The following is a 25,076-nucleotide window of genomic DNA, read 5'->3' as shown; positions in this document are numbered from 1 at the left end:
CGCTTTGATGATGCAGCGCGTACCTACAGTTATTCGATCAGCGAGTCGCCGTTTCCGGTGAGTGAGTATTTGGCGACGTTGAAGGTTGAGGCGCTGGGTGACAGTTCCGCGAAGGTGACCTGGTCGGGTGTGTTTACTCCCGTGGCCGGTGTGACGGATGCGGCGGTGGAGGAGTTGTTTACCGGTGTCTACAGCGGCGGGCTGGATGCGTTGCGCGGTAATTTTCCGGGCTGAATGAAGATCAAATGTGGGANNCCGCTCCCACATTGGTTTTGTGGTGTTCTTCAGGCTTCAGGCTTCGGGCATCAGTTGTTGGCGGCATTCGAGGATCAGCTTCGCGCCGCCTCGTTCGCTGCTGCCGACTTCCAGTTTGAAACCGTGCAGGTTGATGATCGCGGCCACAATCGACAGCCCCAAGCCAAACCCGCCTTGCTGTTGATTGCCTTCGTCCACCCGGTAAAACCGCTGGAACACTGCCGCACGTTCAGCTGCGGGAATCCCGGGGCCGGAGTCGAGCACTTCAATGCGGGTGCTGCCGGCATCGTTCACGCCGCGCAAAATCACTTCGCCGCCCGGCGGGGTGAATTTGATCGAGTTGCTCAGCAGGTTGGCCAGGGCTTCGAACAGCAGCGCGCGGTCACCGGTGATCCAGGGCAATGAGTCCGGCACTTGCAGCAGCAGTTCCATCTCGCCTTCTTCTGCCAGGGGCAGGTAGAAGTCGTGGAGTTCCTGCAGCAAGGGCAGGGGATCAAGCACCAGGAAGCCCGAGCGGCGCTGGTGGTCTTCCAGTTCGGAAATCCGCAGCAGGCCGCGAAAACGCGCCATCAAGGTGTCGGTCTCGGCGATGGCCGCGTCCAGTTGCAGGGCGTGGGGCGCGTCTTCATCAGCCTGTTGCTGGATCCGGTACAGCTGCGCCCGCAGGCGTGTGAGCGGGGTGCGCAGGTCGTGGGCGATGTTGTCGCACACGCCCTTGACCTCGTTCATCAGCTTCTCGATGCGGTCGAGCATCGCGTTGACGATGGCTGCCAGCATGTCCAGTTCGTCGCGTCGGTCGGACAATGGCAAACGGTGGGTCAGGTCGCCGGCCACGATGGCTTCGGCACTCGCCTGGATCCCGCGAATCCGCCGCAACGGGCGCCGCCTGAGCAGGTGCCAGCCGGCCGCGCCGGGAATGATCGTCAGGGTGATGCCCCACAGCAAGGCGTGCAGGATGATCCGCGTCACGCCGAACAGCGAGCCGTTGGCCCGCACCAGGATCAGCCAGCGGCCGTCTTCGGTGTGGGTGGCCACGGCGTCGCAGCTGTCGCGCGGCAGTTTCGGGTCGTCGGAGTCGATGCAGTTGGCCAGGGCGTGGATGTGTCCGTCCATTGGCAGGTCGGGCGGTATCACGCGGATCGGGCCGCTGATCGGGTTGAACTGATTGTCGAACAGGCCGTAGGCGTCAACGCCCTTCATGTCGAAGGTCATGCTGGTGGTCAGGGCTTCCACCAGCTCTTCGCCGTCAAACCGCTGGAACAGGTGCTGGCGCTGCATCAGGGAGTGGCGCGAGAGGTCGCCCAGGTAACCGGACACCTCGTAGTACAGCACGCCCATGAGGATGCAGCTCCAGGCCACGAACAACGAACTGTAGAGCGCCAGCAGCCGGCTGCTGGAAGAGCGCCAGCCTTTAGAGGGGTTCAGCAATGACATACCCGGAACCTCGTACCGTGCGGATCAGCGGCGTGAGGCCCGGCGGGTCGATTTTTTTGCGCAGGCGACCGATGTGCACGTCGATCAGGTTGGTGCCCGGGTCGAAGTGATAACCCCAGACTTCCTCGAAGATCATCATCCGCGAGAGGATTTGCCCGGTGTTGCGCATCAGGAATTCCAGCAGTTTGTATTCGGTCGGCAACAGGCTCAGGGGCTGTTCGGCGCGGCTGGCTTCACGGCTGATCAGGTTCAGTTCCAGATCCGCCACGCGCAAGGCAGTTTCAAACTCCTTGACCGTGCTTTTGCGCCGCAGCAGCACTTCGACGCGGGCGGCCATTTCGTCGGAGGCGAACGGTTTGGTCAGGTAGTCATCACCACCGGCCCGCAGGCCACGCACCCGTTCATCCACATCGGAGAGGGCGCTGATCATCAGGATCGGCGTGGATACGCCGATGGTGCGCAGGGTGGTGACGATGGCCAGGCCATCCAGTTCCGGGAGCATGCGGTCGAGGGTGATCAGGTCGTAATCACCGCTGACGGCACGGACCAGGCCTTCGCGGCCATTGTCTACCCAGTCTACGTCCAGTCCATGGCTACTCAGCTCGGCAACGATCTCGCGGGCCGTTACGGCGTCGTCCTCGATGGTCAAAATGCGGGTCATAAGGATTACCTGGTGAGCGATTCACACTGAAGTGCGGGCATTTTGCCAAGAAATGATAGCCCGCTTCCTAAATAAAAATTTATGTAGGCACAAACGACACAATTCACCATAACCCGCTGAATCTGAACGAACGCTGTGTGTGTAGGATTTTTTGCATGCCATGGGGTGCTTACGGGTTATTTCCTACGAGGAATGCAATACGCCCGCCGCTCCGGGCCATTTCTTGCAAGTTGCATGGTTCAAATTAGTTCAACTTAATTAAGTTGTTGAAATATATGAAGTTTTAATTTTCGAGCTTCTGGCACGTCGCCTGCACTGTCCCTTTTGAGACTTGTAACACTATTTTTCATGCCTGGAGCAAAACAACAATGATTACATCCTCATCCACGCTGCAAGAGTCGAGCACGCTCTCCGGGGTTTCCTGGGGCGCGATCTTTGCCGGGGCCGCTGCCGCGGCTGCGCTGTCCTTGATTCTGGTACTGCTGGGCTTCGGCCTGGGCTTTTCGGCGGTGTCGCCGTGGGCCGACAGTGGCATCAGCGCCAAAGGGCTTGGCATTTCTACCATTGTCTGGCTGGCGGTTACGCAAATCATCGCGTCGGGGATGGGCGGTTACATCGCCGGTCGCCTGCGGGTGAAATGGGCCAATATGCACGGCGATGAGGTGTACTTTCGCGACACCGCCCATGGCTTCCTGGCCTGGGCCGTGGCGACACTGGTGACGGCGGTGCTGATCGTCGGTTCGGTCAGCAGTGTGGTCAGCGGTGGTGTGAAGGCCGGTGCCAGTGTGGCCTCGGGTGCCGTCAGTGGCATGAGCCAGGTGGCTGGCGCTGCCTCCAAGGGCGAAGACTTTGGCTACTACGTCGACAGCCTGTTCCGTGATGATCGCCCGGCCGCCGTCAGTGATGACGCGGTGCATGGTGTGGTCGCTCGCATCTTCGCTCGTACCGTGAGCAACAATGGTCAGCTGGCACCTGAAGACCGTGCGTACCTTGCACAGTTGATCAGCCAGCGGACCAACCTCAGCCAGGCCGATGCCGAGGCGCGTGTTGACCAGGTCTATGGCCAGGCTCAAAAAGCCCTGGATGACGCCAAGTTGAAAGCCAAGCAGGCTGCCGACACGGCTGCAAAAGTGGCTGCCTACACGTCGCTGTGGACCTTCGTGGCGCTGTTGATCGGTGCGTTTTTTGCCAGCCTCGCTGCAACCTTTGGTGGTCGTCGCCGGGATGCCGTGGTGTATCTGGAAACCACTCCCCACACCACTTCCGTTCGTTAATTCAAGGAGAACGTCATGCGCTCATTACTGCTGTTTTTCCTCGGTGTGCCTATCCCGGTCATTATCCTGATCGCGATCTTCATGCACTGATCCTGAGGCTTGCTCGGTCCTCATGTGGGAGCGGGCTTGCTGGCGAAAAAAGCGGTGTATCAGTCACATATGAACTGGCTGATACACCGCTTTCGCGAGCAAGCCCGCTCCCACATTTTGTTTTGTGTCGTTGCTGCATTCCGGGCGAAGGCGAAATCTCCGGATTTTGTTAATTGTTGCTTAACCGCCTTTTGGCTAAGCTCCCGTCCCATGAGCCGCTATCTGCGTTTTTTCCTGGTCCTGCTGTTGAGTCTTGCGCTTCCCCTGACCGGGATGGCGGGTGTGCCGTCGAGCACCGAGCCGTGCCCGATGCAGATGTCCGACATGCAGATGATGAGCGACATGGCCCCTGACTGTTGCCAGGACGGCGCAGCCGCCGATCACAGCAAAAGCTGCAAGCCCGGCCAGGAGTGCAAGACCGGCGGCATGCTGCAATTGTCGATGCCGGTGCTCAAGGCCCCGGTGACTGCTTCCAATGCGCTGGTTGTCAGCGTCTCTTCTGATTTCATCCCCGACCGCACGCCGTCCGGCGTCTGGCGCCCGCCCCGTAGCTGAATCCTGTTGCACCTGAAGACTCGTCCCTGAACCGGGACGGCCTTGCTGTGGGCCGCGTAAAGCGGTGCGCAGCGCAACAGAACAGGACACTTCAAGATGAATTTCCTATGCGTGCGTGCCCTGGTGATGGGCGTGCTGGCGTGGCCGACGCTGGCGTCTGCGCTGACCCTGGATGAGGCCTTGCGCCTGGCGCAAAACAACGCGCCGTCGCTGACGGCTGAATCCTCCAAATTGCAGGCCGCGACCCAGGCGGCGATTCCGGCCGGCGAACTGCCGGACCCGAAACTGGTAGTAGGCCTGCAAAATTTCCCCGTCGGCGGGCCCAATCGCGGCACGCTGTATGGCGATGACATGACCGAGCAAATGATCGGCATCCAGCAACAAGTGCCCAGCCGCGACAAGCGCAAGGCACGGGTTGAGTTGGCGTCGGCCAGCGTGGACACGGCTGCCGCCGAAGGCCGGATCGAGCGCTTGAATGTGCGTCAGGCCACCGCCCAGGCGTGGATTCGCGCCTATGCGGTGGAGCGCAAAGAGGCACTGTTCAAGGACTTCTATCAGCAGAATCGCCTGCTGCAAGACACCGTGCGTGCGCAACTGGCCGGCGGTCGCGGGCAGCCTTCCGACGTCGTGATCCCGAAGCAGGAAGCGGCTGACCTGGCCGAGCGCGAGGATGAGCTGATCCAGCAACGCGCCCAGGCCCGGGCGGCCCTCAAGCGCTGGATCGGCCCGGCCGCCAGTGAAGCCCCCAGCGGGCAATTGCCGAACTGGAAAATCGACACCACCGGCTTCACCCACAACCTGCACCAGCACCCGGTTCTGCAAGCCTTTGCACCGCGCACCCGCGAGGCCGAAGCCCGGCTGAACGAGGCCAGGGCGCAAAAGACCTCGGACTGGAGTTGGGAAGTGGACTACCAGCACCGAGGCCGTGAGTACGGGGACATGGTCAGCCTGCAATTCACCTTCGATTTGCCGATCTTCCCCGGTCGCCGACAAAACCCCGGTATCGCCGCCAAGCAGGCCGAACTCGACCAACTGGACGCCGAACGCGAAGCCAAGACCCGTGAACATACCCAGGAACTCGAAGACGACCTGGCCAACTACCAGCGCCTGGACCGCGCCGTGCAGCGCAGCCAGGACAGCCTGGTGCCGCTGGCCGAGGAGAAATTGTCGCTGAGCCTGGCGGGGTATCGCGCGGGCAAGGGCGACCTGATGAGCGTGGTCAGCGCCCGCCGCGAGTGGGTCGAGGCGCGCTTCAAACAGATTGATGCCATTGAGCAGCGCGCCCTGACCGGCGCCCAGCTGTATTTTGCTTACGGGGAACCCGCCAATGAATAACCGAATCGTGAATATGGCCCTGTTGGGCTGCGTCCTGCTGCTGGGTCTGGGTGGCGGCTATTGGCTGGCGCAGACACGCGAGGCACAGCCGGCCATGGTCGGGACGATGCGGGCGCCGGACGAGAAAAAGGCGCTGTACTGGTACGACCCGATGTACCCGCAGCAAAAATTCGACAAGCCGGGCAAGTCGCCCTTCATGGACATGCAACTGGTGCCGCGCTACGCCGGTGGCGCCGAGGAGAGTGCGGCGATTCAGATCGACCCCAGCCTGACCCAGAACATCGGCGTGCGCCTGGCGAGCGTCAGCCGTGGGGTGCTGGCGTCGAGTCTTGAGCTGTCGGGAATCCTCGCCTTCAACGACCGCGATGTGGCGGTGGTGCAGGCGCGCGCTGCCGGATTTGTCGAGCGGGTTTACGCCCGTGCGCCGGGGGATGTGCTCAAGGCTCAGGCGCCCCTGGCTGACATTCTGGTGCCCGAATGGGCCGCCGCTCAGGAAGAGTTCCTTGCTCTGCGACATAGCGATCCAGGTTTGTTGGCTGCCGCCCGCCAGCGTCTGCGCTTGAGCGGAATGCCTGCCGGGTTGATCACGCAGATGGAGCGCAGCGGCCGGGTGCAATCGGTGATGACCATCACCACCGCGCTGGGCGGCGCGTTGCAGACCCTGGACGTACGCGAAGGCATGACTGTCGCGGCGGGCCAAACCCTGGCGCGGGTCAATGGCCTGGGCACCGTGTGGCTGCAGGTCGCCGTGCCTGAAGCCCAGGGCGCCGCGCTGGCCGTTGGGCAAACGGTCGAGAGCCGTTTTGTCGGGTTGCCGGGACAAGTCGTCAAAGGCACCGTCGCCGCGATTCTGCCGGCAACCGCCATGGACAGCCGCACCGTGCAGGTTCGGGTCGAACTGCCCAACCCTGACGGTATGTTGCGCCCCGGTATGACCGCCCAGGTGCGCCTGGCCCAATCCAGCGGCCAATCGGTGCTGTTGCTGCCGAGCGAGGCGTTGATTCGCACCGGCAAACGCGTGCTGGTGATGGTGGCCGAGGAGGGCGGGCGATATCGCCCGGTAGAAGTCCAGGTGGGTGCAGAAAACCAGGACAACACCGTCATCCTCGCCGGCCTGCAGGAAGGCCAGCAGGTGGTGGCCTCCGGTCAATTTCTGCTGGACTCCGAAGCAAGTTTGAAGGGAATTACCACTCAATCGTCCGGCGGTTTTTCAGATGAGGGGGCCATGGACGGCATGAGCATGCAACCGGGAGCCAGGCCATGATCGCCCTGTTGATTCGCTGGTCGGTGGCCAACCGCTTTTTGGTGTTGTTGGCGACTTTATTCGTGACGGCCTGGGGTTTGTGGTCGATCCAGAACACCCCGGTGGACGCCTTGCCGGACCTGTCGGATGTGCAGGTGATCATCCGCACGCCGTACCCGGGCCAGGCCCCGCAGATTGTCGAGAACCAGGTCACTTACCCGATGACCACCACCATGCTCTCGGTGCCGGGGGCGAAGACCGTGCGCGGCTTTTCGTTCTTCGGCGACAGCTACGTCTACGTGCTGTTCGACGAGGGCACCGACCTGTATTGGGCGCGCTCGCGGGTGCTGGAATACCTTAGCCAGTTGCAGGCGCGTTTGCCGGCATCGGCCAAGCCGGCGCTGGGCCCGGATGCCACCGGTGTCGGCTGGATCTACCAGTACGCGCTGGTGGACCGCACCGGCAAACACGACCTGGCGCAACTGCGCTCGTTGCAGGACTGGTTCCTCAAGTTCGAGCTCAAGACCCTGCCCAATGTCGCCGAAGTGGCGACCATCGGCGGCCAGGTCAAGCAGTACCAGGTGCAGATCGATCCGCTGGCCCTGGCCAGTCGCGGCATCACCCAGGCCCAGGTGGTGGAAGCCATCGGCAAGGCCAACCAGGAAACCGGCGGTTCGGTGCTGAACATGGGTGAGTCGGAATACATGGTGCGTGCGTCCGGCTACCTGAAAACCCTGGAGGACTTTCGCGGCATTCCCCTGCGGCTCGACACCCACAACGTGCCGGTGACCCTTGGGGATGTGGCGACGATCCAGCTGGGCCCGGACATGCGCCGGGGCATCAGTGAACTGGATGGCGAAGGCGAGGCGGTGGGCGGCGTGGTGATCCTGCGCAGCGGCAAGAACGCCCGCGAGGCCATCGCGGCGGTCAAGACCAAGCTGGAGCAACTGCAAACCAGCCTGCCGCCCGGGGTGGAAATCGTCACCACCTACGATCGCAGCAAACTCATCGATCGCGCCGTGGACAACCTCAGCCACAAGCTGCTCGAAGAGTTCCTGGTGGTGGCGCTGGTGTGCGGGATCTTCCTGTGGCACCTGCGCTCCTCGCTGGTGGCGATCATCTCGTTGCCGGTGGGGGTGTTGATTGCCTTTATCGTCATGCGGTTCCAGGGCATCAACGCGAACATCATGTCCCTGGGCGGGATTGCGATTGCCATCGGCGCGATGGTCGATGGCGCGGTGGTGATGATCGAGAATGCCCACAAGAAAATCGAAGCCTGGCACCACGCGCATCCGAACCAGGAATTGAAGGGGGAGGCGCATTGGAAGGTCATCACCGATGCGGCAGTGGAGGTGGGGCCGGCGTTGTTTTTCTGCCTGCTGATCATCACCTTGTCGTTTATCCCGGTGTTCACCCTGCAAGCCCAGGAAGGCCGCTTGTTCGGGCCGCTGGCCTACACCAAGACCTATGCCATGGCCGCTGCAGCGGGGTTGTCGGTGACCCTGATCCCGGTGCTGATGGGCTACTGGATTCGCGGGCGTATTCCCGATGAGCAACGCAACCCGCTGAATCGCGGCCTGATCAAACTCTACCAACCGGCCCTCGACGCGGTGCTGCGCTGGCCGCGCATGACCTTGCTGGTCGCGCTGCTGATGGTCGCCAGTGCGCTATGGCCAGTGTCGCACCTGGGCGGTGAATTCCTGCCGCCGCTGGATGAGGGTGACCTGTTGTATATGCCGTCGGCGTTGCCTGGTTTGTCGACGCAAACTGCCGGCGCATTGCTGCAACGTACCGACCGCTTGATCAAGAGCGTGCCGGAAGTCGCCCACGTGTTCGGCAAGGCCGGCCGCGCCGAAACCGCCACCGACCCGGCGCCGCTGGAAATGTTCGAAACCACCATCGAGTTCAAGCCGCGAGACCAATGGCGGCCGGGCATGACCCCGGAAAAACTGGTGAAGGAACTCGACCGGGTGGTGCAGGTGCCGGGGCTGACCAACATCTGGATTCCGCCGATCCGCAACCGCATCGACATGCTCGCCACCGGGGTCAAAAGCCCGATCGGCGTGAAGGTCGCGGGTTCCAGCCTGATGGATATCGACGCCGTGACCCAGGCCGTGGAAAAGGTCGCCAAGACGGTGCCCGGCGTCAGCTCGGCGCTGGCGGAACGCCTAACGGGCGGGCGCTACATCGACGTGGATATCGACCGCCCGGCCGCCGCGCGTTATGGCCTGAACATCACCGATGTGCAGTCCATTGTCTCCGGGGCGATTGGCGGGGAAAACATCGGCGAGACCGTCGAAGGCTTGGCGCGGTTTCCCATCAACCTGCGCTACCCGAAAGAATGGCGCGACTCGGTGAGCGCGATGAGCAACCTGCCGATCTATACGCCGTCAGGCAGCCAGATCACCCTGGGCACCGTGGCCAGGATCAAGGTCAGCGAAGGCCCGCCGATGCTCAAGAGCGAAAACGCTCGGCCTTCCGGCTGGGTGTACATTGACGTGCGTGATCGCGACCTGGCGTCGGTGGTGAAGGACTTGCGCGAGGCGATCAACCAGAACGTGCAACTGCAACCGGGCATGAGCCTCAGCTACTCGGGGCAGTTCGAGTTCCTGGAGCGGGCCAATGAACGCCTGAAACTGGTGGTGCCGGCGACTTTGCTGATCATCTTCGTGCTGCTGTACCTGACGTTCCGGCGGGTGGATGAGGCGCTGCTGATCCTCGCCACGTTGCCGTTCGCGCTGACGGGTGGGGTGTGGTTGCTGTACTGGCTGGGCTTCAACCTGTCGGTGGCGACGGGTGTTGGATTTATCGCGTTGGCGGGGGTGTCGGCGGAGTTCGGCGTGATCATGCTGCTGTATTTGAAAAACGCCTGGGCCGAACGCCAGGGAGGAGGGGACCAGGCCCTGCTGGAAGCCATCACCGAAGGTGCCGTATTACGCGTGCGGCCCAAGGCGATGACCGTGGCCGTAATCATCGCCGGCTTGCTGCCGATCCTTTTAGGCGGCGGCACCGGCAGCGAAGTCATGAGCCGGATTGCCGCGCCCATGATTGGCGGCATGCTCACAGCGCCCTTGCTCTCCCTCTTCGTCATCCCGGCGGCATATAGGCTAATGCGCAAATCCAAAAGCTAACGACAATCAAATGTGGGAGCGGGCTTGCTCGCGAAAGCGGTGTGTCAGTCGCCAGATGCCGTGGCTGACCCACCGCGTTCGCGAGCAAGCCCGCTCCCACATTTAGACCTCATTCAGCCTGACCCACCGCTCCTCCTTGGCCGCCACCCGAATCGCCGTGGCCAACCGCTCAATCTCCCAAGCCGCCGCAAAATCCGTCCCGTCACTGCCCTTGCCGGCCAACGCCATCACCAACTCATGCACCTCCAGCGTCTTCAACTCGTTGTACCCCAACTGATGCCCCGGCGCCGGACTGAACGCCGCATACCCTGGCAACGAAGGCCCCGCCAACACCCGCTGAAACCCCTCCTGCCCAACCCGAAACAGCTGCAATTCATTCAACCGTTCCTGATCAAACAACAACGTGCCCCGCGTGCCACTGATCTCAAAGCTCAGGTGATTCTTATACCCATGCTTCAGCCAGCTACTGCTCACCGTCCCCCGTGCCCCATTGGCAAACCGCAACAACGCATGCACCTGGTCATCCACCGCAATCTCCCGCAGCGTCTCACTCCCGGCGGTGGCAGGCCGCTGCCCGTGCACCGTTTGCGTATCGGCACACACACTCACCACATCCCCCACCAAATAGCGCGCCATGGACAGTAAATGGCTGCCCAGATCCGCCAACGCACCGCCGGCATGTCCCACCTCACAGCGCCACGACCACGGCGACGCCGAATCCGCCATGAAATCCTCGCTGAACTCCCCCTGAAAACTGATGATCTCCCCCAACTCACCGCGGGCGATCAACTGCCGGGCCAAACCAATCATCGGGTTGTGCTGATAGTTGTAACCCACCCGCGTCACCACCCCGGCCTTGCTCGCCGCATCACGCATCGCGGCCGCCTGCTCCAGGCTCACCGCCAGCGGCTTCTCGCAATACACCGCCTTGCCTGCCGCCAGTGCAGCCATGGCCATGGGGTAGTGCAAATGGTTGGGAGTAGTGATGGCGACAACATCCACCTTGGGATCGTCAATCAACTGCTGCCAGTCGCCATGGGCCTGGGCAAACCCCCAGTCATTGGCGCAGCGTATTGCGCGCTCGGTATCGGCATCGGCCAGGGCGGCCAGCGTGAGCTTCACCGGCAGTTCAAACACCGCCCGCGCATTATTGAACGCCAAGGCGTGGGCACGCCCCATAAAGCCTGTACCAATCAGGCCGATTCCGAGTTCGCGCATAGCCGGGTTCCTTCGAATTATTGTATTGAGAAGCCTATTTATGGAATAAATATTCCCAAAACTCAACACATAGAATAAAAATTCATTCCAAGACCCACACCTCACCCCGTGGCGAGGGAGCTTGCTCCCGCTGGGCTGCGCAGCGGCCCCAAAAAGCGTAGGAGCGCTGCGCACTCCAGCGGAAGCAAGCCCCCTCACCCCAACAGCCCCCTCCACGGATCACCGCCGCTGATAGCACTACATTCAGCACCAACCCAAACCCCTCCAGTTAACAAAACATAACGTAGCGCCGATTGTCAGACGATTCCAAAGCCCGCTAGGATGGCCCAGCTTGCCCAAGGCGCTCTAGATTGCAGGTTTCAGGGCTCCCCGCGGCAAGACGACCTAACAATAATAAATGGGAGAAAGGTCTATGAGTGAGCCTGTCATGGGTGTGGTGTTTTTCCGCCCGAAGGCCACGCGCAGGGTCGCATTGCTGGCCACAGCGCTCTCGTTGCTGGGGGTTGTCGCGTTGTCGACACCGGCCCATGCCGCCACAGAAACCACCGCCGCCGCGGTGTTCGCCATTGACTCCCCCAAGGCCGCCAAAAGCCTGATGATCGACGTGGTCCACGCAGGCAAGCGCCTGGTCGCGGTCGGTGATCGCGGGCACATCCTCTATTCCGACGACCAGGGCGCCACCTGGACTCAAGCCAAAGTCCCCACTCGGCAACTGCTGACCGCCGTATTTTTCGCCGACGACCAACACGGCTGGGCGGTGGGCCATGACGCACAGATCCTCGCCACCACCGACGGCGGCGTTACCTGGACCCAACAGTTCCAGGACCTCAAGCGCGAAGCACCGCTGCTCGACGTCTGGTTCAAAGACGCCAGCAACGGCTTTGCCGTGGGTGCCTACGGTGCGCTGATCGAAACCACCGACGGGGGCAAGACCTGGGACGACGTCAGCGACCGCCTCGACAACGAAGACCAATACCACCTCAACGCCATCGCCCAGGTGAAAGACGCCGGGCTGTTTATCGTCGGTGAGCAGGGCAGCATGTTCCGCTCCCATGACGAGGGGCAAACCTGGGAAAAACTCGAAGGCCCCTACGAGGGCTCGCTGTTCGGCGTGATCGGCACCGCCCAGGCGCAGACGCTGTTGGCCTACGGCCTGCGTGGCAACCTGTTCCGCTCCACGGATTTTGGCAGCACCTGGGAGCCGGTGGAGCTGAACGCCACTCGTGGCGCGCTGGAATTCGGTTTGTCGGGGGCGACCCTGCTGGACGACGGTTCCATCGTGGTGGTGGGCAACGGTGGCAGCGTGGTGGTCAGCCACGACGACGGCCTGACCTTCAGCGTATTCAATCGCCCGGACCGCATTTCGCTGTCGGCGGTCACCGCGGCGGGCAACGGCAACTTGATTCTGGCGGGGCAGGGCGGCGTTCGCGTGGCCAGTCCAACCGGCGCCGAGCCGACAAAACAATAAGAAGGCGGGGACACAATGAGCAGTCATCATAACGACAAGGCCACGTTTCTCGAGCGCCTGATTTTCAATAACCGCCCGGCAGTCATCACGATCTGCCTGCTGGTGAGTATTTTCCTGTTCTGGCAGGCGACGTTGATTCGCCCGTCCACCAGCTTCGAAAAAATGATCCCCCTCCAGCACCCCTTCATCGAGAGGATGATGGAGCACCGCAACGACCTGGCGAACCTGGGCAACACGGTGCGCATCTCGGTGGAAGCCAAGGACGGTGACATCTTCACGAAGGAGTACATGGAGACCCTGCGCCAGATCAACGACGAGGTGTTCTACATCTCCGGCGTCGACCGCTCCGGCCTCAAGTCCCTGTGGAGCCCCAGCGTGCGCTGGACCGAAGTTACCGAAGAAGGCTTTGCCGGCGGTGAAGTGATCCCGCAGAGCTACAACGGCTCGCCGGAAAGCCTCGACCAGTTGCGCAACAACGTGCTGAAGTCCGGGCAGGTCGGACGGTTGGTGGCCAACGACTTCAAGTCGAGCATCGTCGACATTCCGCTGCTGGAGTCCTATCCGGACCCACAGGACCAGGGCAAGCTGCTGGCCCTGGACTACCGTAAGTTCTCCCATGAGCTCGAAGACAAGATCCGCGACAAGTTCGAAGCGCAGAACCCCAACGTCAAGATCCACATTGTCGGTTTTGCCAAGAAGGTCGGCGACCTGATCGACGGCCTGGTGATGGTAGTGATGTTCTTCGGTATCGCCTTCGTCATCACCCTGGTGCTGCTGCTGTGGTTCACCAACTGCCTGCGCAGTACCGTCGCGGTGTTGAGCACCACGCTGGTGGCGGTGATCTGGCAGCTCGGGCTGATGCATGCCCTGGGTTTCGGGCTGGATCCCTACTCGATGCTCGTGCCGTTCCTGATCTTCGCCATCGGTATTTCCCACGGCGTACAGAAGATCAACGGCATCGCCCTGCAATCCAGTGATGCCGACAACGCCCTGACCGCGGCCCGGCGTACCTTCCGCCAACTGTTCCTGCCGGGCATGATCGCGATCCTCGCCGATGCGGTCGGTTTTATCACCCTGCTGATCATCGACATCGGTGTGATCCGCGAGCTGGCAATCGGTGCTTCGGTGGGGGTGGCGGTCATCGTGTTCACCAACCTGATCCTGCTGCCGGTGGCGATCTCCTATGTCGGCATCAGCAAGCGCGCCATCGCCAAGAGCAAGAAGGATGCGCACCGCGAACACCCGTTCTGGCGCCTGCTGTCGAAGTTCGCCAGCCCCAAGGTCGCGCCGGTGTCGATAGCCCTGGCGCTGATCGCCTTCGGTGGCGGCCTCTGGTACAGCCAGAACCTGAAGATCGGTGACCTCGACCAGGGTGCACCGGAACTGCGCCCGGACTCGCGATACAACAAGGACAACAATTTCATCATCAACAACTACTCCACCAGCTCCGACGTGCTGGTGGTGATGGTCAAGACTCCGCCCGAAGGCTGCTCGCGGTATGAAGCCATGGCGCCCATCGACCAGTTGATGTGGAAGATGCAGAACACCGAAGGCGTGCAGTCGGCCATCTCGCTGGTGACCGTGTCCAAGCAGATGATCAAGGGCATGAACGAGGGCAACCTGAAATGGGAAACCCTGTCGCGCAACCCGGACGTGCTGAACAACTCCATTGCCCGTGCCGATGGCCTGTATAACAACAACTGTTCGCTGGCGCCGGTGCTGGTGTTCCTCAACGACCACAAGGCCGAAACCCTCGACCGCGCGGTGCATGCAGTGCAGGACTTCGCGAAAGAGAACAACAAGGACGGCCTGGAATTCATCCTCGCCGCCGGTAACGCCGGGATCGAGGCGGCCACCAACGAGGTGATCAAGGAGTCCGAGCTGACCATCCTGATCCTGGTGTACCTGTGCGTGGCCACCATGTGCATGATCACCTTCCGCTCGTGGGCGGCGACCCTGTGCATCGTGCTGCCGCTGGTGCTGACCTCGGTGCTGGGCAACGCGCTGATGGCGTTCATGGGCATCGGTGTCAAGGTCGCGACCTTGCCGGTGGTGGCGCTGGGGGTGGGGATCGGCGTGGACTACGGCATCTACATCTACAGCCGCCTGGAGAGTTTCCTGCGGGCCGGCCTGCCGTTGCAGGAAGCCTATTACCAGACGCTCAAGTCCACCGGTAAAGCCGTGCTGTTCACCGGCCTGTGCCTGGCAATCGGCGTATGCACCTGGATCTTCTCGGCCATCAAGTTCCAGGCCGACATGGGTCTGATGCTGACCTTCATGCTGCTGTGGAACATGTTCGGCGCGCTGTGGCTGCTGCCGGCGCTGGCACGCTTCCTGATCAAGCCCGAGAAGCTGGCGGGGCAGAAGGGCAATTCGCTGTTCGCCCACTGATCCAACGCTGTTTGCCAAAACGCCGTGGCCTGTGCCACGGCGTTTTGCATTGCGCGGGCTTAGGCCGATGCAACGATTTGACCTATCATGAGGTCTTTCCTCTTGATGATTGATGGTTATGACTGCCGACACCGCTACCTTGCCCGACGCTTTTGAAGACTGCCAGATGGTCGAAATCGATGGCCTGCACAGCTTCGATTTCAGCCTGGATGACCAGACGTTATCGATCATCTGCATGGACGGTCGCGTCGAGAAGCGCTGGAGTTTCACCCTGGAGCAAGTCAAGGCGGCGACCTTTGATCAAACCCTGCAAAGCTGGACACTTACCGATGACAAGGGCGAACACCGCCTGGTCTGCATGAGCGGCGTCACCGGCAACAATAATGACGAGGATGAAGCGGATGATGATGCGTAAATTCTGGCCCCTGCTGATGGCCGGCAGCGTAGGCGCAATGTCGGTCCAGGCCGCGCCGGTGGACACCTATGAATTGCTCGTTGGCAGCTACACCGCCGGCACCAGCGAAGGTATCTACCGTTTGCAGTTCGACAGCCGTACCGGGCAGTTCAGCGGCCAGCCGGTGCTCGCCGCCAAGGCGGCCAACCCGTCTTGGCTGACCCTGTCCAAAGACCAGAAGCACCTGTTTGTGGTCAACGAAAACGGCCCGGGCCAAAAAGACCCGGTGGGGCGCGTCAGCAGCTACAGCATCGACCCGAAGAACCATCAACTGACCCTGATCAACCAGGTGCAGAGCCTGGGCAACGAGCCGACCCATTCCAGCCTGGCCAGTGACGGGCGCTACCTGTTCGTGGCCAACTATTCGGTGCTGGAAGATCCGGGCGGCAGCCTCGCGGTGCTGCCGCTAGACACCGAAGGCAAGCTGTCGCCGCCGGTGCAGTTGAGCGGGCACCCGGCCAGCCGGGTCAACCCGGAGCGCCAGGCGTCCAACCACGTGCATTCGGTGGTGTCTTCGCCGGACGGCAAATACGTGTTTGTCCAGGACCTGGGGGCGGACAAGATCTTTGCCTACCACTACGACCCCAAGGCCAACCATGAACTGCCGCTGACCCCGGCCGACCCTGCGTTTGTGCAATTGCCACCGGGCAGCGGCCCGCGGCACCTGCTGTTCACCGCAGACGGCAAGCACGCCTGGCTGACCACCGAGATGAGCGCGCAAGTGGCGGTGTTCGACTACAACGATGGCAAGCTGACCCAGAAGCAACTGGTCAACTTCGCGGATGGCCAGCCGGTGTCCGACAAGGCCGGTGCTGCACTGCACACCTCAAGCGACGGCAAGTTCCTCTACGTGAGCAACCGTGGCACCGCCAACCAGATGCTGGTGTTTGCCATCGATTCGGCCACTGCGCAGCTCAAAGAGATCCAGCGCCGATCGGTGGAAGGTGACCATCCCCGGGAGTTCGCCCTGGACCCCAGCGGCAAGTTCCTGCTGATCGCCAACCAGAAGAGCAACGAGATTGTGGTCGTCGAGCGCGATCCCAAGACCGGTCTTTTGGGCAAAACCGTGCAGAAACTGGCGATTGATGCCCCCAGCGACCTCAAGTTCCTGGTGCGGCAATAAGCCACAGGCCCCGCAGTGCGGGGCCTGACTTGTTGTATTAATACTATTAATAGCGGCTAGTGTTTCAATGAATTTCTAAGGCTAACCCCTCGGGCGTAAGTTTGGTTCCAAGGCCAACACAGGCCACCAAGCCAACCGAACACAAGGGTTACCGACATGAACTTCAATCTTTTCTCGATCATCGCCGCTTCCGCTGTTTCCGCCACCGTAGCGTTGCCAGCCAGCGCCAGTGTTGAAATCAGCAGCAAAAAAACCAGCACCAGCGCCTACACCCAGAAATACCTGCAACAAAGCGCCAACTTCTATGCAGCGCTGGACCACAAAATCCAGAACTGATCTTGAAGCTGATGAAGATCAAATGTGGGAGCGGGCTTGCTCGCGAAAGCGCCGGGTCAGTCTATACATGGGCTGACTGATACACCGCCTTCGCGAGCAAGCCCGCTCCCACATTTTGTCCTGCGACAGTCTCAGGTTTTTGCCATCACGGCGATGAACAACGGCGATTCCAGGAAGCGTTGCAACCAGTCCTGCAACCGCGGATAGGGCGCCCGGGCAAACCACTCCCGATCCACATGGGCAAACTGCCGCACAAACGGCGCAAGTGCCACATCCGCCAGGCTCAAATGCCCGGCCAGCAAATACTCCCGCTCCGCCAGCAACCCCTCCAGCTTCATCAAAAACACCTCACCCTCGGCCCGATAATGCTCCATCGGCTGCTCCGGATAGCGCTCGGCATACTTGTATCGATTCAATTGATGTTTGAAGCCCTGATCATTCTCTTCAATCAGCGCCTGCGTCGCCCGATCATCCCCAAGCAACCAACCCTCAGGATCGTTCTGTGCCAGTGCCCAGCGCATGATCGCCAGGCTTTCATCGATCACCCGGCCATCCACGCTCAGCACCGGCACCGTGCCTTTGGGTGACAACGCGAGCATCTCCGCCGGCTTGGCCTTGAGGCTGACCTCGATGATCTGCACCGCCACCCCTGAATACCGCAGGGCCATCCGCGCCCGCATCGCATAGGGGCAACGGCGGAACGAATACAACACGGCCTCGCTCACTTGACCTCCAGGGTGCTCAAGCCATTGCCCTGGCGCTTGACCTGAATCTGCACCGGAATCCGCTCGTGCATTTCCTGCACATGGGAAATCACCGCGACCTTGCGGCCCTGGGCCTGCAAGCCGTCGAGGGCATCCATTGCCAGTTGCAGCGACTCGGGGTCGAGACTGCCGAAGCCCTCGTCGATAAACAGCGACTCGATCTTCAACGTGCTCGACGCCATCGACGCCAGGCCCAAGGCCAGCGCCAGCGACACCAGGAACGTCTCGCCGCCGGACAACGAGTGCACCGAGCGCAATTCGTCGCCCATTTCCGTGTCGAGTACCAGCAGGCCGAGCATGCTGCCGCCGCGCTTGAGGCGGTAGCGGCGTACCAGTTGGCGCAGTTGTACGTTGGCGTGGTGCACCAGCAGGTCGAGGTTGTAGGCCTGGGCGATCTTGCGGAAGGTATCACCGGTGGCCGAACCGATCAGTGCATTCAGGCGTGCCCAGCGTTGCCATTCTTCGTAGGCCTTGGCGATCTCTGCTGCCAGCGCCTGGTTGGCATCCTGGCGGCGCTGGTCGTCAGCCTGGCGGGCACGCAGTTCGGCGCAGTCTTTTTCGCCAATGGCCAATGCGGCGTTGAGTTCGGCCAGGGCGCCGTCCAGTTGCTCGGCTTCAAGGTTGCCGTTGTGCAGCGCCTGGTGATCCTTGAGCCGCTGTTCGCGCTCCTGCAGCAAAACCTTCGCCTGTTCGACCGCTTTTTCGCTGTGTTGCAGTTGCTGGCGCAGTTCGGCCACCTGCGGTTCATCGAAGCCCACCAGCCGTGCCAGGCCTTCGTCATCGAGCTCCGGGTGCAAGGCGCGCCAGTCGTTCAGGCGCGTGCTGAGGGCCAGGTGCTCGGTGTCCAGGGACTGTTGGCGTTCTTGCAGCGACTTGAGGTCGGCGGCCAGTTGGATCAACTGGTTGCGGGTGTCCTGCAACTGCTGGTTGGCCTCGCTCTCATGCTGGCGAGCCTGCTCGACGGCCTGGTCCAGTTGCTGTTGCCAGTGCTCGGCGCTGGGGCTTTCGCCCAGCAGACCGGCGAGTTTTTCCTTGGCGGCGTGTTGCAGGGCGCTCTGTTCGGCGAGCTGTTTGTGCAAAGTCTCCAGCTGCTGCTGGCGATGTTGCTGGCGGTCCTGCTCTTTCTCGATGGCTTGCTGGCGCTGCAGCTGCTCGGCCAATTCTTCCTTTTGGTTGTCGAGCTGTTCCAGGCGCTGGCTGACCTGCTGGTCGAGCAACATGAAGGTCGCCGCCGGCTCGCTGCGCAGGCCTTCGAGGGGCTCGGTGGGCAGCAGGCTGGCGAAGGCGTTGAGTTCTTCGTCCAGGCGTTCGCGGTCGTTGGACAGTTCCCGTTGCTGGTCGATCAGTAACTGGCGCGCCTGTTGGCTGGCGTCCTGGGCGGCTTGCAGTTGTTGCTGCAAACGCCCGGCGTTCTGTTGCAGGTTGAGCAGGGCGCCCTGGCGTTGCTCGTCCTGGGTGAGGCTCTGGCTGAGCTGGCTCAGTTGCTGGGCGAGCCAGGCGTCGCGCTTGGCCGCGTCCTGGTTGAACAGCGAGGCCGACAGCGGATGGGCTTCAAGGCTTGGCAGCAAGGCCTGCAACTGGCTGGCGAGTTGCTCCTGTTGTTGCAGGAATTCCTTTTGCTGGGCGATCAGGCCGCCCACTTCGCCACGCAGGTCAGTGAGTTTTTCCTTGAGCACATCCACGGCTTGCTGCGCGTTGGCTTCTTCGCTTTCGTCGTGGCGGGTCAGGCTTTGCAGCATGGCTTCGGGCTGGTGATACGGGTGCTCGACACTGCCGCACACCGGGCACGGCTGCTCATCCTGCAGCTGGCCGCGCAACTCTTCGACGCTGGCACTGCGGGCCAGGCGCTGGCGCTCCAGCAGTTGCTTGGTGACGGTCAGGGTCTGTTCGGCGACGGCCAGCTCGGCCTTGGCCTGCAAGCCGCTCTGGTTCAACAGTTCGCGTTGTTGCTGGGCGAGGGTCTGCTTTTGCGTCAGGGCCTGGCTCTGGCTGTCGAGTTGCTGATGGCTGTTCCACAGCCGCGCCAGGTCCTCAAACGCGCGATGTTGCTTGCGGTTGTCCTGGAGCAGGCTGCCGAGCAACTGGATCTGTTCGGCCACTGCATGGGGTTCGGCGCCGGCTTCGTGGTACAGCAGGTCAAGGGCTTCGCGTTGCTCGGTCCATTTTTCACCGAGACGGGTGGCGCGCTCTTCCAGTTGTGGCAGTTCGGCCTGGCCTTTATTGAGGCGATTGCCGATCAGCATCAGCTGTTGCAAGCGGTCGCGGTAGGCGCTCCAGGCCTCACTCAACGGCGCGAGGGCGGCGCTGCGTTCAAGCTCTGCGGCGAGCCGGTGCAGGCGCTCGGCGACAACTTTCTGCTTGTCGAGCAAGCCGGTCAACGTCGCCTGGCCTTCCACGCAGGCAGCTTCACCCAGCTGTTTCTCTTCGCTGCGTTTGGCCAGCTCACGGGTCAAGTGGGCGAGGGTGGTTTGCTCCTCGAAGGCCTGGCGCAGCAAGGGCACAGCGTCGGCTTGCTGCTTGAGGGCCTGGGCGAGGGCGGCTTGCACGTCGGCCTGTTGCTGTTGCAGTTGAGTCTGGCGGGTGTGCAACGCGGTTTGTTGCTCAAGGTGCTGCTGGATCTGCGCGGCAAGGGGCTGCAGCTGCGTGGTCAGTTCGGCCTGGCGGGCGAAGTGGTGACGTTGCGGCGCCAGTTGTTCCAGGCGGCTGAGGTCCAGGCGCTGCGGGCCCTGGCTTGCCCAGTGTTGCTGGGCCTGTTGCAGTTGCTCGACCGCACTTTGTTGGCGCTCCTGCCACTCCCGCAGTTCCTTCAGCCAGGTGTGCTGCAACTCGAGTTGCTTGAATTGGGCCTGCTGGGTCTTGAGCTGTTGCTGTGCGGCGGCCAGTTGTGCGTCGAGTTCGGCGCGGGCCTCGGGGGCCAGCGGGGTGACGCCGGTGGCCTGGTCCTGCAGGTGTTTGTGGGCGTCCCGGGCGTCCTTGGCCTTGTCGAAGGCGCGGCGACCGAGTTGGGTGTAGAGCGCCGTGTCGGTGAGCTTTTCCAGCAGTTCGCTGCGCTCGTTGTCGTTGGCCTTGAGGAACGCGCTGAACTCACTTTGCGCCAGCAACACCGCGCGGGTGAACTGCTCGAAGTTCAGGCCCAGGGCCAATTCCAGCTGGGTCTTGTATTCGGTTTTCTGGCTGGCCAGCAGTTGCTCGCTGTCCAGGTCGATCAGGCTTTGCCGGCTGGCTTGCAGCTTGCCGCTGGCCTTGTCCCGGGCGCGGTTGGCTTCCCAGCGGGCGCGGTAGCGACGGCCACTGACGCCGACAAAATCCACTTCGGCATAACCGCCGCCAGTGCCCCGGCGAATCAGGGTGCGTGGGTCACCGATGGAAATATCGGTGTCGGCATCCGGCATTTTTGCCTGGCCGGTATCGCCCAGGCGCGGCACGGCGCCAAACAGCGCCAGGCACAGCGCATCGAGCAAGGTACTTTTACCGGCGCCGGTGGGCCCGGTAATCGCGAACAGCCCGGCGCTGGCCAGGGGCTCGGCGGTAAAGTCGATTTCAAACGGCCCGGCCAGGGAGGCGAGGTTTTTCAGGCGAATGGCGAGGATCTTCATGGCTGTTCGCCCTCCTGTTGCACTTCCTGGAGCAGCACGGCGAAGTCCTTCAGGGTCTGTTCGTCCACTTCACTGCCGTAGCTGTCCTGCCAGGCGCGGCTGAACAATTCCTGGGGCGTGAGCTGGTCGAGTTCGATCAGGCGGTCTTCCTGGCTGTCTTCACGGCCTCCGCTGCCTGCGTATTCAGCGGCGATGCGCACCAAGCGCACGGCCTTGCCTTGCAGGGCGTTTTCCACCTGCTGGCGCAGGTCGGGTTGCGGTTCGTCGAGGCGCACCCGCACTTCCAGCCACGGTTGGCGCTGGGTTTCGGCCAGCAGGTCGATGTCGGGCAGGTCGGTCAGTTGCTTGAGGATGTCGGCCAGGGGCGCGGCTTCCAGGCGTTGCAGGTTGACCGAGCGCGGGATCAGGCGGGATTCGACGCTGACCAGGGTTTCGCCGTCCAGTTGCACGTCGAGGATCTGGTGCTGGTAGCCGATTTCCGAGAATGACAGCGGAATCGGCGAGCCGCAGTAGCGAATCCGCTCCTCGCCATTCACCCGCTGGGGTTTGTGCAAATGGCCGAGGGCCACATAGCTGACGCTGGCATCGAACAGGCTGGCCGGCAGCGCTTCGGCATTGCCGATGATCAGGCTGCGCTCGGAGTCTTCCGACACCGAGCCGCCGGCCATGTGCGCATGGCTGATGGCAACCAGTGCCTGGCCCGGCTGGCGCTTGGCGTTGGCGGCAGCAATCAGCCACTCGTGAACCTGGCCGATGCCCCGCAGGTAATCGTCCCCCAGTTGGGCGCCGGTCACTTCGGCCGGGCGCAGAAACGGCAGGGCCAGGCACCAGCCGGCAATTTCACCGTCGGCACCGGGCAATGGAATCAGCAGGCGTTCGACATCCAGTTGTCCGTCATCCAGCCACAGCACCCGGCCCAATGCGTGGGTGCGCAGGCGACGCATCAACGGCGCCGGCAGTTCGATGCGCGAGCCGGAGTCGTGGTTGCCGGCGATCATCACGATGGTCAGTGCAGGGTTTTGCTCATGGGCGCTGATGATGAAGTCGTACAGCCGCTCCTGGGCCTTGAGTGGCGGGTTGACCGTGTCGAAAATATCGCCGGCGATCAACAGCACGTCAGGGCGATGCAGGCCCAACTGGCCCAGCAGCCAGTCGAGGAAGCAGGCGTGTTCGAAGTCGCGTTCCTGGTCGTGCAGGTTTTGCCCAAGGTGCCAGTCGGAGGTGTGAAACAGACGCAAGGCGATCTCCGTAAAAAAGAGGGTGACCGCTCAAGACAAGGTGGCGGTACGCAGAACCGCCAATTCTACTTTGCAAATGAACCTATTGCGCGTACGCCCTGCTTTTTGTGGTGAGGAGCTTGCGGTGGTGAAGGAGAGTGCTGTGGTGAGGGAGCAAGCTCCCTCACCACAGCAAGCTGTCTCACACTCATTGAGGTGTCTGGCGAAGTTAAACGTCGCGCATCAAAAGGCCGAAACGCAGGTCCATCTCCGCCGGGATCGGCAAATACACCGTATGCCCGTCGCCCGGCGCCACCGCGATGGCCTCGCCCTTGGCGTTGTGCAATGAGCCCAGGTCAAAGTGGAAATTCCCCGCCGGGGTCATCAGTTCCAGGTGATTGCCCACGGCAAAACGGTTCTTGACCTTGACCTCGGCCAGCTCCCCGCGCCGTTCACCGGTCAGTTCGCCGACGAACTGCTGGCGTTCGGACACCGAGCTGCCGTTCTGATAGTTCTGATACTCATCGTGCACGTGCCGGCGCAGGAAACCCTCGGTGTAGCCGCGCTGGGCCAGGGATTCGAGGTTGGTCATCAAGCCCCGGTCAAAGTCGCGCCCGGCCACCGCGTCATCAATCGCCTGGCGATATACCTGGGTGGTGCGGGCGCAGTAAAAGTGGGATTTGGTGCGGCCTTCGATCTTCAACGAGTGCACGCCCATGCGCGTCAGCCGCTCGACGTGCTGCACCGCCCGCAGGTCCTTGGCGTTCATGATGTAGGTGCCGTGTTCATCTTCGAAGGCGGGCATCTGTTCGTCGGGGCGATTGGCCTCCTGCAGCAGGAACACCTGGTCGGTGGGCGCACCGAGGCCCAGGGTCGGCTCGGGCGCATAGTGCTGCACGATGTCGCCGGCGGCGTTTTCCACCGCAGGCGTCGCCTGGTATTTCCAGCGGCAGGCGTTGGTGCAGGTGCCCTGGTTGGCATCCCGCTTGTTCATGTAGCCCGACAGCAGGCAGCGCCCGGAATAGGCCATGCACAGCGCGCCGTGCACAAATACTTCCAGCTCCATGGCGGGGACTTGCTGGCGAATCTCGTCGATTTCCTCCAGCGACAACTCCCGGGACAGGATGATTCGGCAGATGCCCTGCGCCTGCCAGAATTCGACGCTGGCCCAGTTCACCGTATTGGCCTGCACCGACAGGTGGATCGGCATGTGCGGGAAGTGCCGGCGCACCAGCATGATCAGGCCCGGGTCGGACATGATCAGCGCATCCGGGCCCATGGCGATCACCGGGGCAAGGTCCTTGAGGAAGGTTTTCAGCTTGGCGTTGTGAGGCGCTATGTTGACCACCACATAGAACCGCTTGCCCTGGGCCTGGGCTTCCTGGATGCCGAGGGCGAGGTTGGCGTGGTCGAACTCGTTATTGCGCACCCGCAGGCTGTAGCGCGGTTGCCCGGCGTAGACGGCATCGGCACCGTAGGCAAAGGCATAACGCATGTTTTTCAGGGTGCCGGCGGGGGCGAGCAGTTCGGGGGCGATAACGGGAGGCATGGGTTCGGGTCGCAAAAGGGCGGCAGGGTAGCCGGGCCGGGTGCGCAGTTTATTGATCCAGGTCTAATAAGTAGGGCACTCGCGGGATTTGCAGTGGACTAAACATCAAGGCGCACATGAGCGCCTGGTGTTTTAGACATGGACCGAACATGAACCAAACCAACCTGCAATTCAAAACCCTGCTGTTACTGCTCGCCCTGGTGACCATCGCGTTTATCTGGATTTTGCTGCCGTTCTACGGCGCGGTGTTCTGGGCGGTGATCCTGGGGATCATCTTTGCGCCGATGCAACGGCGCTTCCAGCAACGTTTTGGCTGGAACCGCAATCTCACATCCCTGGCAACCCTGACGGTGTGCCTGATAATCGCGATTCTGCCGGTGATCATCACCAGTGCCTTGCTGGTGCAGGAGGGCGCGACGCTTTACAAGAACGTCGAGAGCGGCAAGCTCGACGTTGCCGGGTATATCGAGCAGTTCAAGAACTTCCTGCCACCGTATTTCCAGCATCTGCTGGACCGCTTCGGCATGGGCAACCTGGAAGGCCTGCGGGAGAAGATCGTCAAGAGTGCGATGCAGGGCAGCCAGTTTTTTGCGACCCAGGCGTTCAGCTTCGGCCAGGGCACCTTTGACTTCCTGGTGAGCTTTTTCATCATGCTGTACTTGCTGTACTTCCTGCTGCGCGATGGCCCCGAGCTGGTGCGCAAGGTGCGCACCGCGGTGCCGCTGGCCGAACCGCAGAAGCGTCGCCTGCAATTGAAGTTCAACCGGGTGGTGCGTGCCACGGTGAAAGGCAACGTGCTGGTAGCGGTCACGCAAGGCGCGTTGGGTGGCTTGATCTTTTGGTTCCTGGACATTCCCAGCGCGTTGCTCTGGGCGGTGTTGATGGCGTTTCTGTCGCTGCTGCCGGCGGTGGGCGCGGGGATCGTGTGGGGGCCGGTGGCGGCGTACTTCCTGCTGAGCGGGTCGATCTGGCAGGGCGTGGT

Annotated in this window: 19 protein-coding genes; 12 read left to right on the top strand and 7 right to left on the bottom strand. The window is 62.1% G+C overall.

Translation table 11 applies throughout. The features are described 5' to 3' along the window. A partial coding sequence (locus HX786_RS24230; protein WP_178912687.1) for an SRPBCC family protein occupies positions 1-234 on the top strand: 234 nt, incomplete at its 5' end. 57 nt (positions 235-291) lie between these two features. Here the strand turns inward: HX786_RS24230 and HX786_RS24225 are convergent. Together HX786_RS24225 and HX786_RS24220 are read right to left on the bottom strand one after the other, a co-directional pair. Next, complete coding sequence (locus HX786_RS24225) at positions 292-1,689, bottom strand: cell wall metabolism sensor histidine kinase WalK (RefSeq protein ID WP_008435962.1); 1,398 nt, start codon at positions 1,687-1,689, stop codon at positions 292-294. Then, entirely contained in the window at positions 1,667-2,350 is a 684-nt protein-coding gene (locus HX786_RS24220; protein ID WP_003219726.1) for a response regulator transcription factor, read from the bottom strand. The genes HX786_RS24225 and HX786_RS24220 overlap by 23 nt, the downstream gene beginning before the upstream one ends. 368 nt (positions 2,351-2,718) lie before the next feature. Here HX786_RS24220 and HX786_RS24215 point away from each other — a divergent pair, with 368 nt between their 5' ends. The 5 genes from HX786_RS24215 (at position 2,719) to HX786_RS24195 (ending at position 9,978) form a co-directional block, all read left to right on the top strand. After that, complete coding sequence (locus HX786_RS24215) at positions 2,719-3,624, top strand: hypothetical protein (RefSeq protein ID WP_003219728.1); 906 nt, start codon at positions 2,719-2,721, stop codon at positions 3,622-3,624. 300 nt (positions 3,625-3,924) lie between these two features. Continuing rightward, positions 3,925-4,269 (top strand): hypothetical protein, encoded by a 345-nt coding sequence (locus HX786_RS24210; protein ID WP_003211193.1) that lies wholly within the window; start codon positions 3,925-3,927, stop codon positions 4,267-4,269. 96 nt (positions 4,270-4,365) lie between these two features. Further along, the gene (locus HX786_RS24205; protein ID WP_177009770.1) at positions 4,366-5,604 is read left to right on the top strand and encodes a TolC family protein; all 1,239 of its coding nucleotides are present in this window, start codon (positions 4,366-4,368) and stop codon (positions 5,602-5,604) included. Then, positions 5,597-6,868 (top strand): efflux RND transporter periplasmic adaptor subunit, encoded by a 1,272-nt coding sequence (locus HX786_RS24200; RefSeq protein ID WP_178912686.1) that lies wholly within the window; start codon positions 5,597-5,599, stop codon positions 6,866-6,868. Before HX786_RS24205 ends, HX786_RS24200 begins: the two co-directional genes overlap by 8 nt. Beyond that, a complete protein-coding gene (locus HX786_RS24195) occupies positions 6,865-9,978 on the top strand; it encodes an efflux RND transporter permease subunit (protein WP_177040028.1) in 3,114 nt (1,037 codons plus the stop codon). Before HX786_RS24200 ends, HX786_RS24195 begins: the two co-directional genes overlap by 4 nt. Before the next feature lie 102 nt (positions 9,979-10,080). Here HX786_RS24195 and HX786_RS24190 read toward each other — a convergent pair whose 3' ends face one another. Further along, complete coding sequence (locus HX786_RS24190) at positions 10,081-11,196, bottom strand: Gfo/Idh/MocA family protein (protein ID WP_087694111.1); 1,116 nt, start codon at positions 11,194-11,196, stop codon at positions 10,081-10,083. A gap of 427 nt (positions 11,197-11,623) precedes the next feature. On the opposite strand from HX786_RS24190, the gene HX786_RS24185 reads away from it, so the two are divergent. The 5 genes from HX786_RS24185 (at position 11,624) to HX786_RS24165 (ending at position 16,968) form a co-directional block, all read left to right on the top strand. After that, entirely contained in the window at positions 11,624-12,664 is a 1,041-nt protein-coding gene (locus HX786_RS24185; RefSeq protein ID WP_003211203.1) for a YCF48-related protein, read from the top strand. A gap of 15 nt (positions 12,665-12,679) precedes the next feature. Further along, complete coding sequence (locus tag HX786_RS24180; protein ID WP_003211205.1) at positions 12,680-15,055, top strand: RND family transporter; 2,376 nt, start codon at positions 12,680-12,682, stop codon at positions 15,053-15,055. A gap of 118 nt (positions 15,056-15,173) precedes the next feature. Continuing rightward, positions 15,174-15,470: a DUF5629 family protein gene (locus HX786_RS24175; RefSeq protein WP_003211207.1), complete on the top strand. Its 297-nt coding sequence runs from the start codon at positions 15,174-15,176 to the stop codon at positions 15,468-15,470. After that, positions 15,457-16,632: a lactonase family protein gene (locus tag HX786_RS24170; protein WP_177068255.1), complete on the top strand. Its 1,176-nt coding sequence runs from the start codon at positions 15,457-15,459 to the stop codon at positions 16,630-16,632. Before HX786_RS24175 ends, HX786_RS24170 begins: the two co-directional genes overlap by 14 nt. A 156-nt stretch (positions 16,633-16,788) precedes the next feature. Then, positions 16,789-16,968 (top strand): hypothetical protein, encoded by a 180-nt coding sequence (locus HX786_RS24165; protein ID WP_003211212.1) that lies wholly within the window; start codon positions 16,789-16,791, stop codon positions 16,966-16,968. Between the two features lie 131 nt (positions 16,969-17,099). On the opposite strand, the gene HX786_RS24160 is transcribed toward HX786_RS24165, so the two are convergent. The 4 genes from HX786_RS24160 to yegQ all read right to left on the bottom strand — a co-directional run bounded on the left by HX786_RS24160 (position 17,100) and on the right by yegQ (position 24,094). Next, positions 17,100-17,693, bottom strand: a complete 594-nt coding sequence (locus HX786_RS24160; protein ID WP_178912685.1) for a glutathione S-transferase — start codon at positions 17,691-17,693, stop codon at positions 17,100-17,102. Then, positions 17,690-21,328 (bottom strand): AAA family ATPase, encoded by a 3,639-nt coding sequence (locus HX786_RS24155; RefSeq protein ID WP_178912684.1) that lies wholly within the window; start codon positions 21,326-21,328, stop codon positions 17,690-17,692. The genes HX786_RS24160 and HX786_RS24155 overlap by 4 nt, the downstream gene beginning before the upstream one ends. Then, positions 21,325-22,566 carry an exonuclease SbcCD subunit D C-terminal domain-containing protein gene (locus tag HX786_RS24150; protein WP_178912683.1) on the bottom strand — a complete coding sequence of 414 codons (1,242 nt, stop codon included), beginning with the start codon at positions 22,564-22,566 and terminating at the stop codon, positions 21,325-21,327. Before HX786_RS24150 ends, HX786_RS24155 begins: the two co-directional genes overlap by 4 nt. Before the next feature lie 208 nt (positions 22,567-22,774). Next, on the bottom strand, positions 22,775-24,094 hold the full coding sequence (gene yegQ, locus HX786_RS24145; RefSeq protein WP_008435935.1) for a tRNA 5-hydroxyuridine modification protein YegQ: 1,320 nt from the start codon (positions 24,092-24,094) through the stop codon (positions 22,775-22,777). 149 nt (positions 24,095-24,243) lie between these two features. On the opposite strand from yegQ, the gene HX786_RS24140 reads away from it, so the two are divergent. Continuing rightward, the coding region (locus HX786_RS24140; protein ID WP_178912682.1) for an AI-2E family transporter at positions 24,244-25,076 on the top strand (833 nt) is incomplete at its 3' end.

The sequence above is a fragment of the Pseudomonas sp. 21615526 genome (genome assembly GCF_013386245.1).
Classification (GTDB): Bacteria; Pseudomonadota; Gammaproteobacteria; order Pseudomonadales; family Pseudomonadaceae; genus Aquipseudomonas.
Note: the sequence above shows the minus strand (reverse complement) of the source record. Positions and strands in the feature narration are given on the sequence as shown.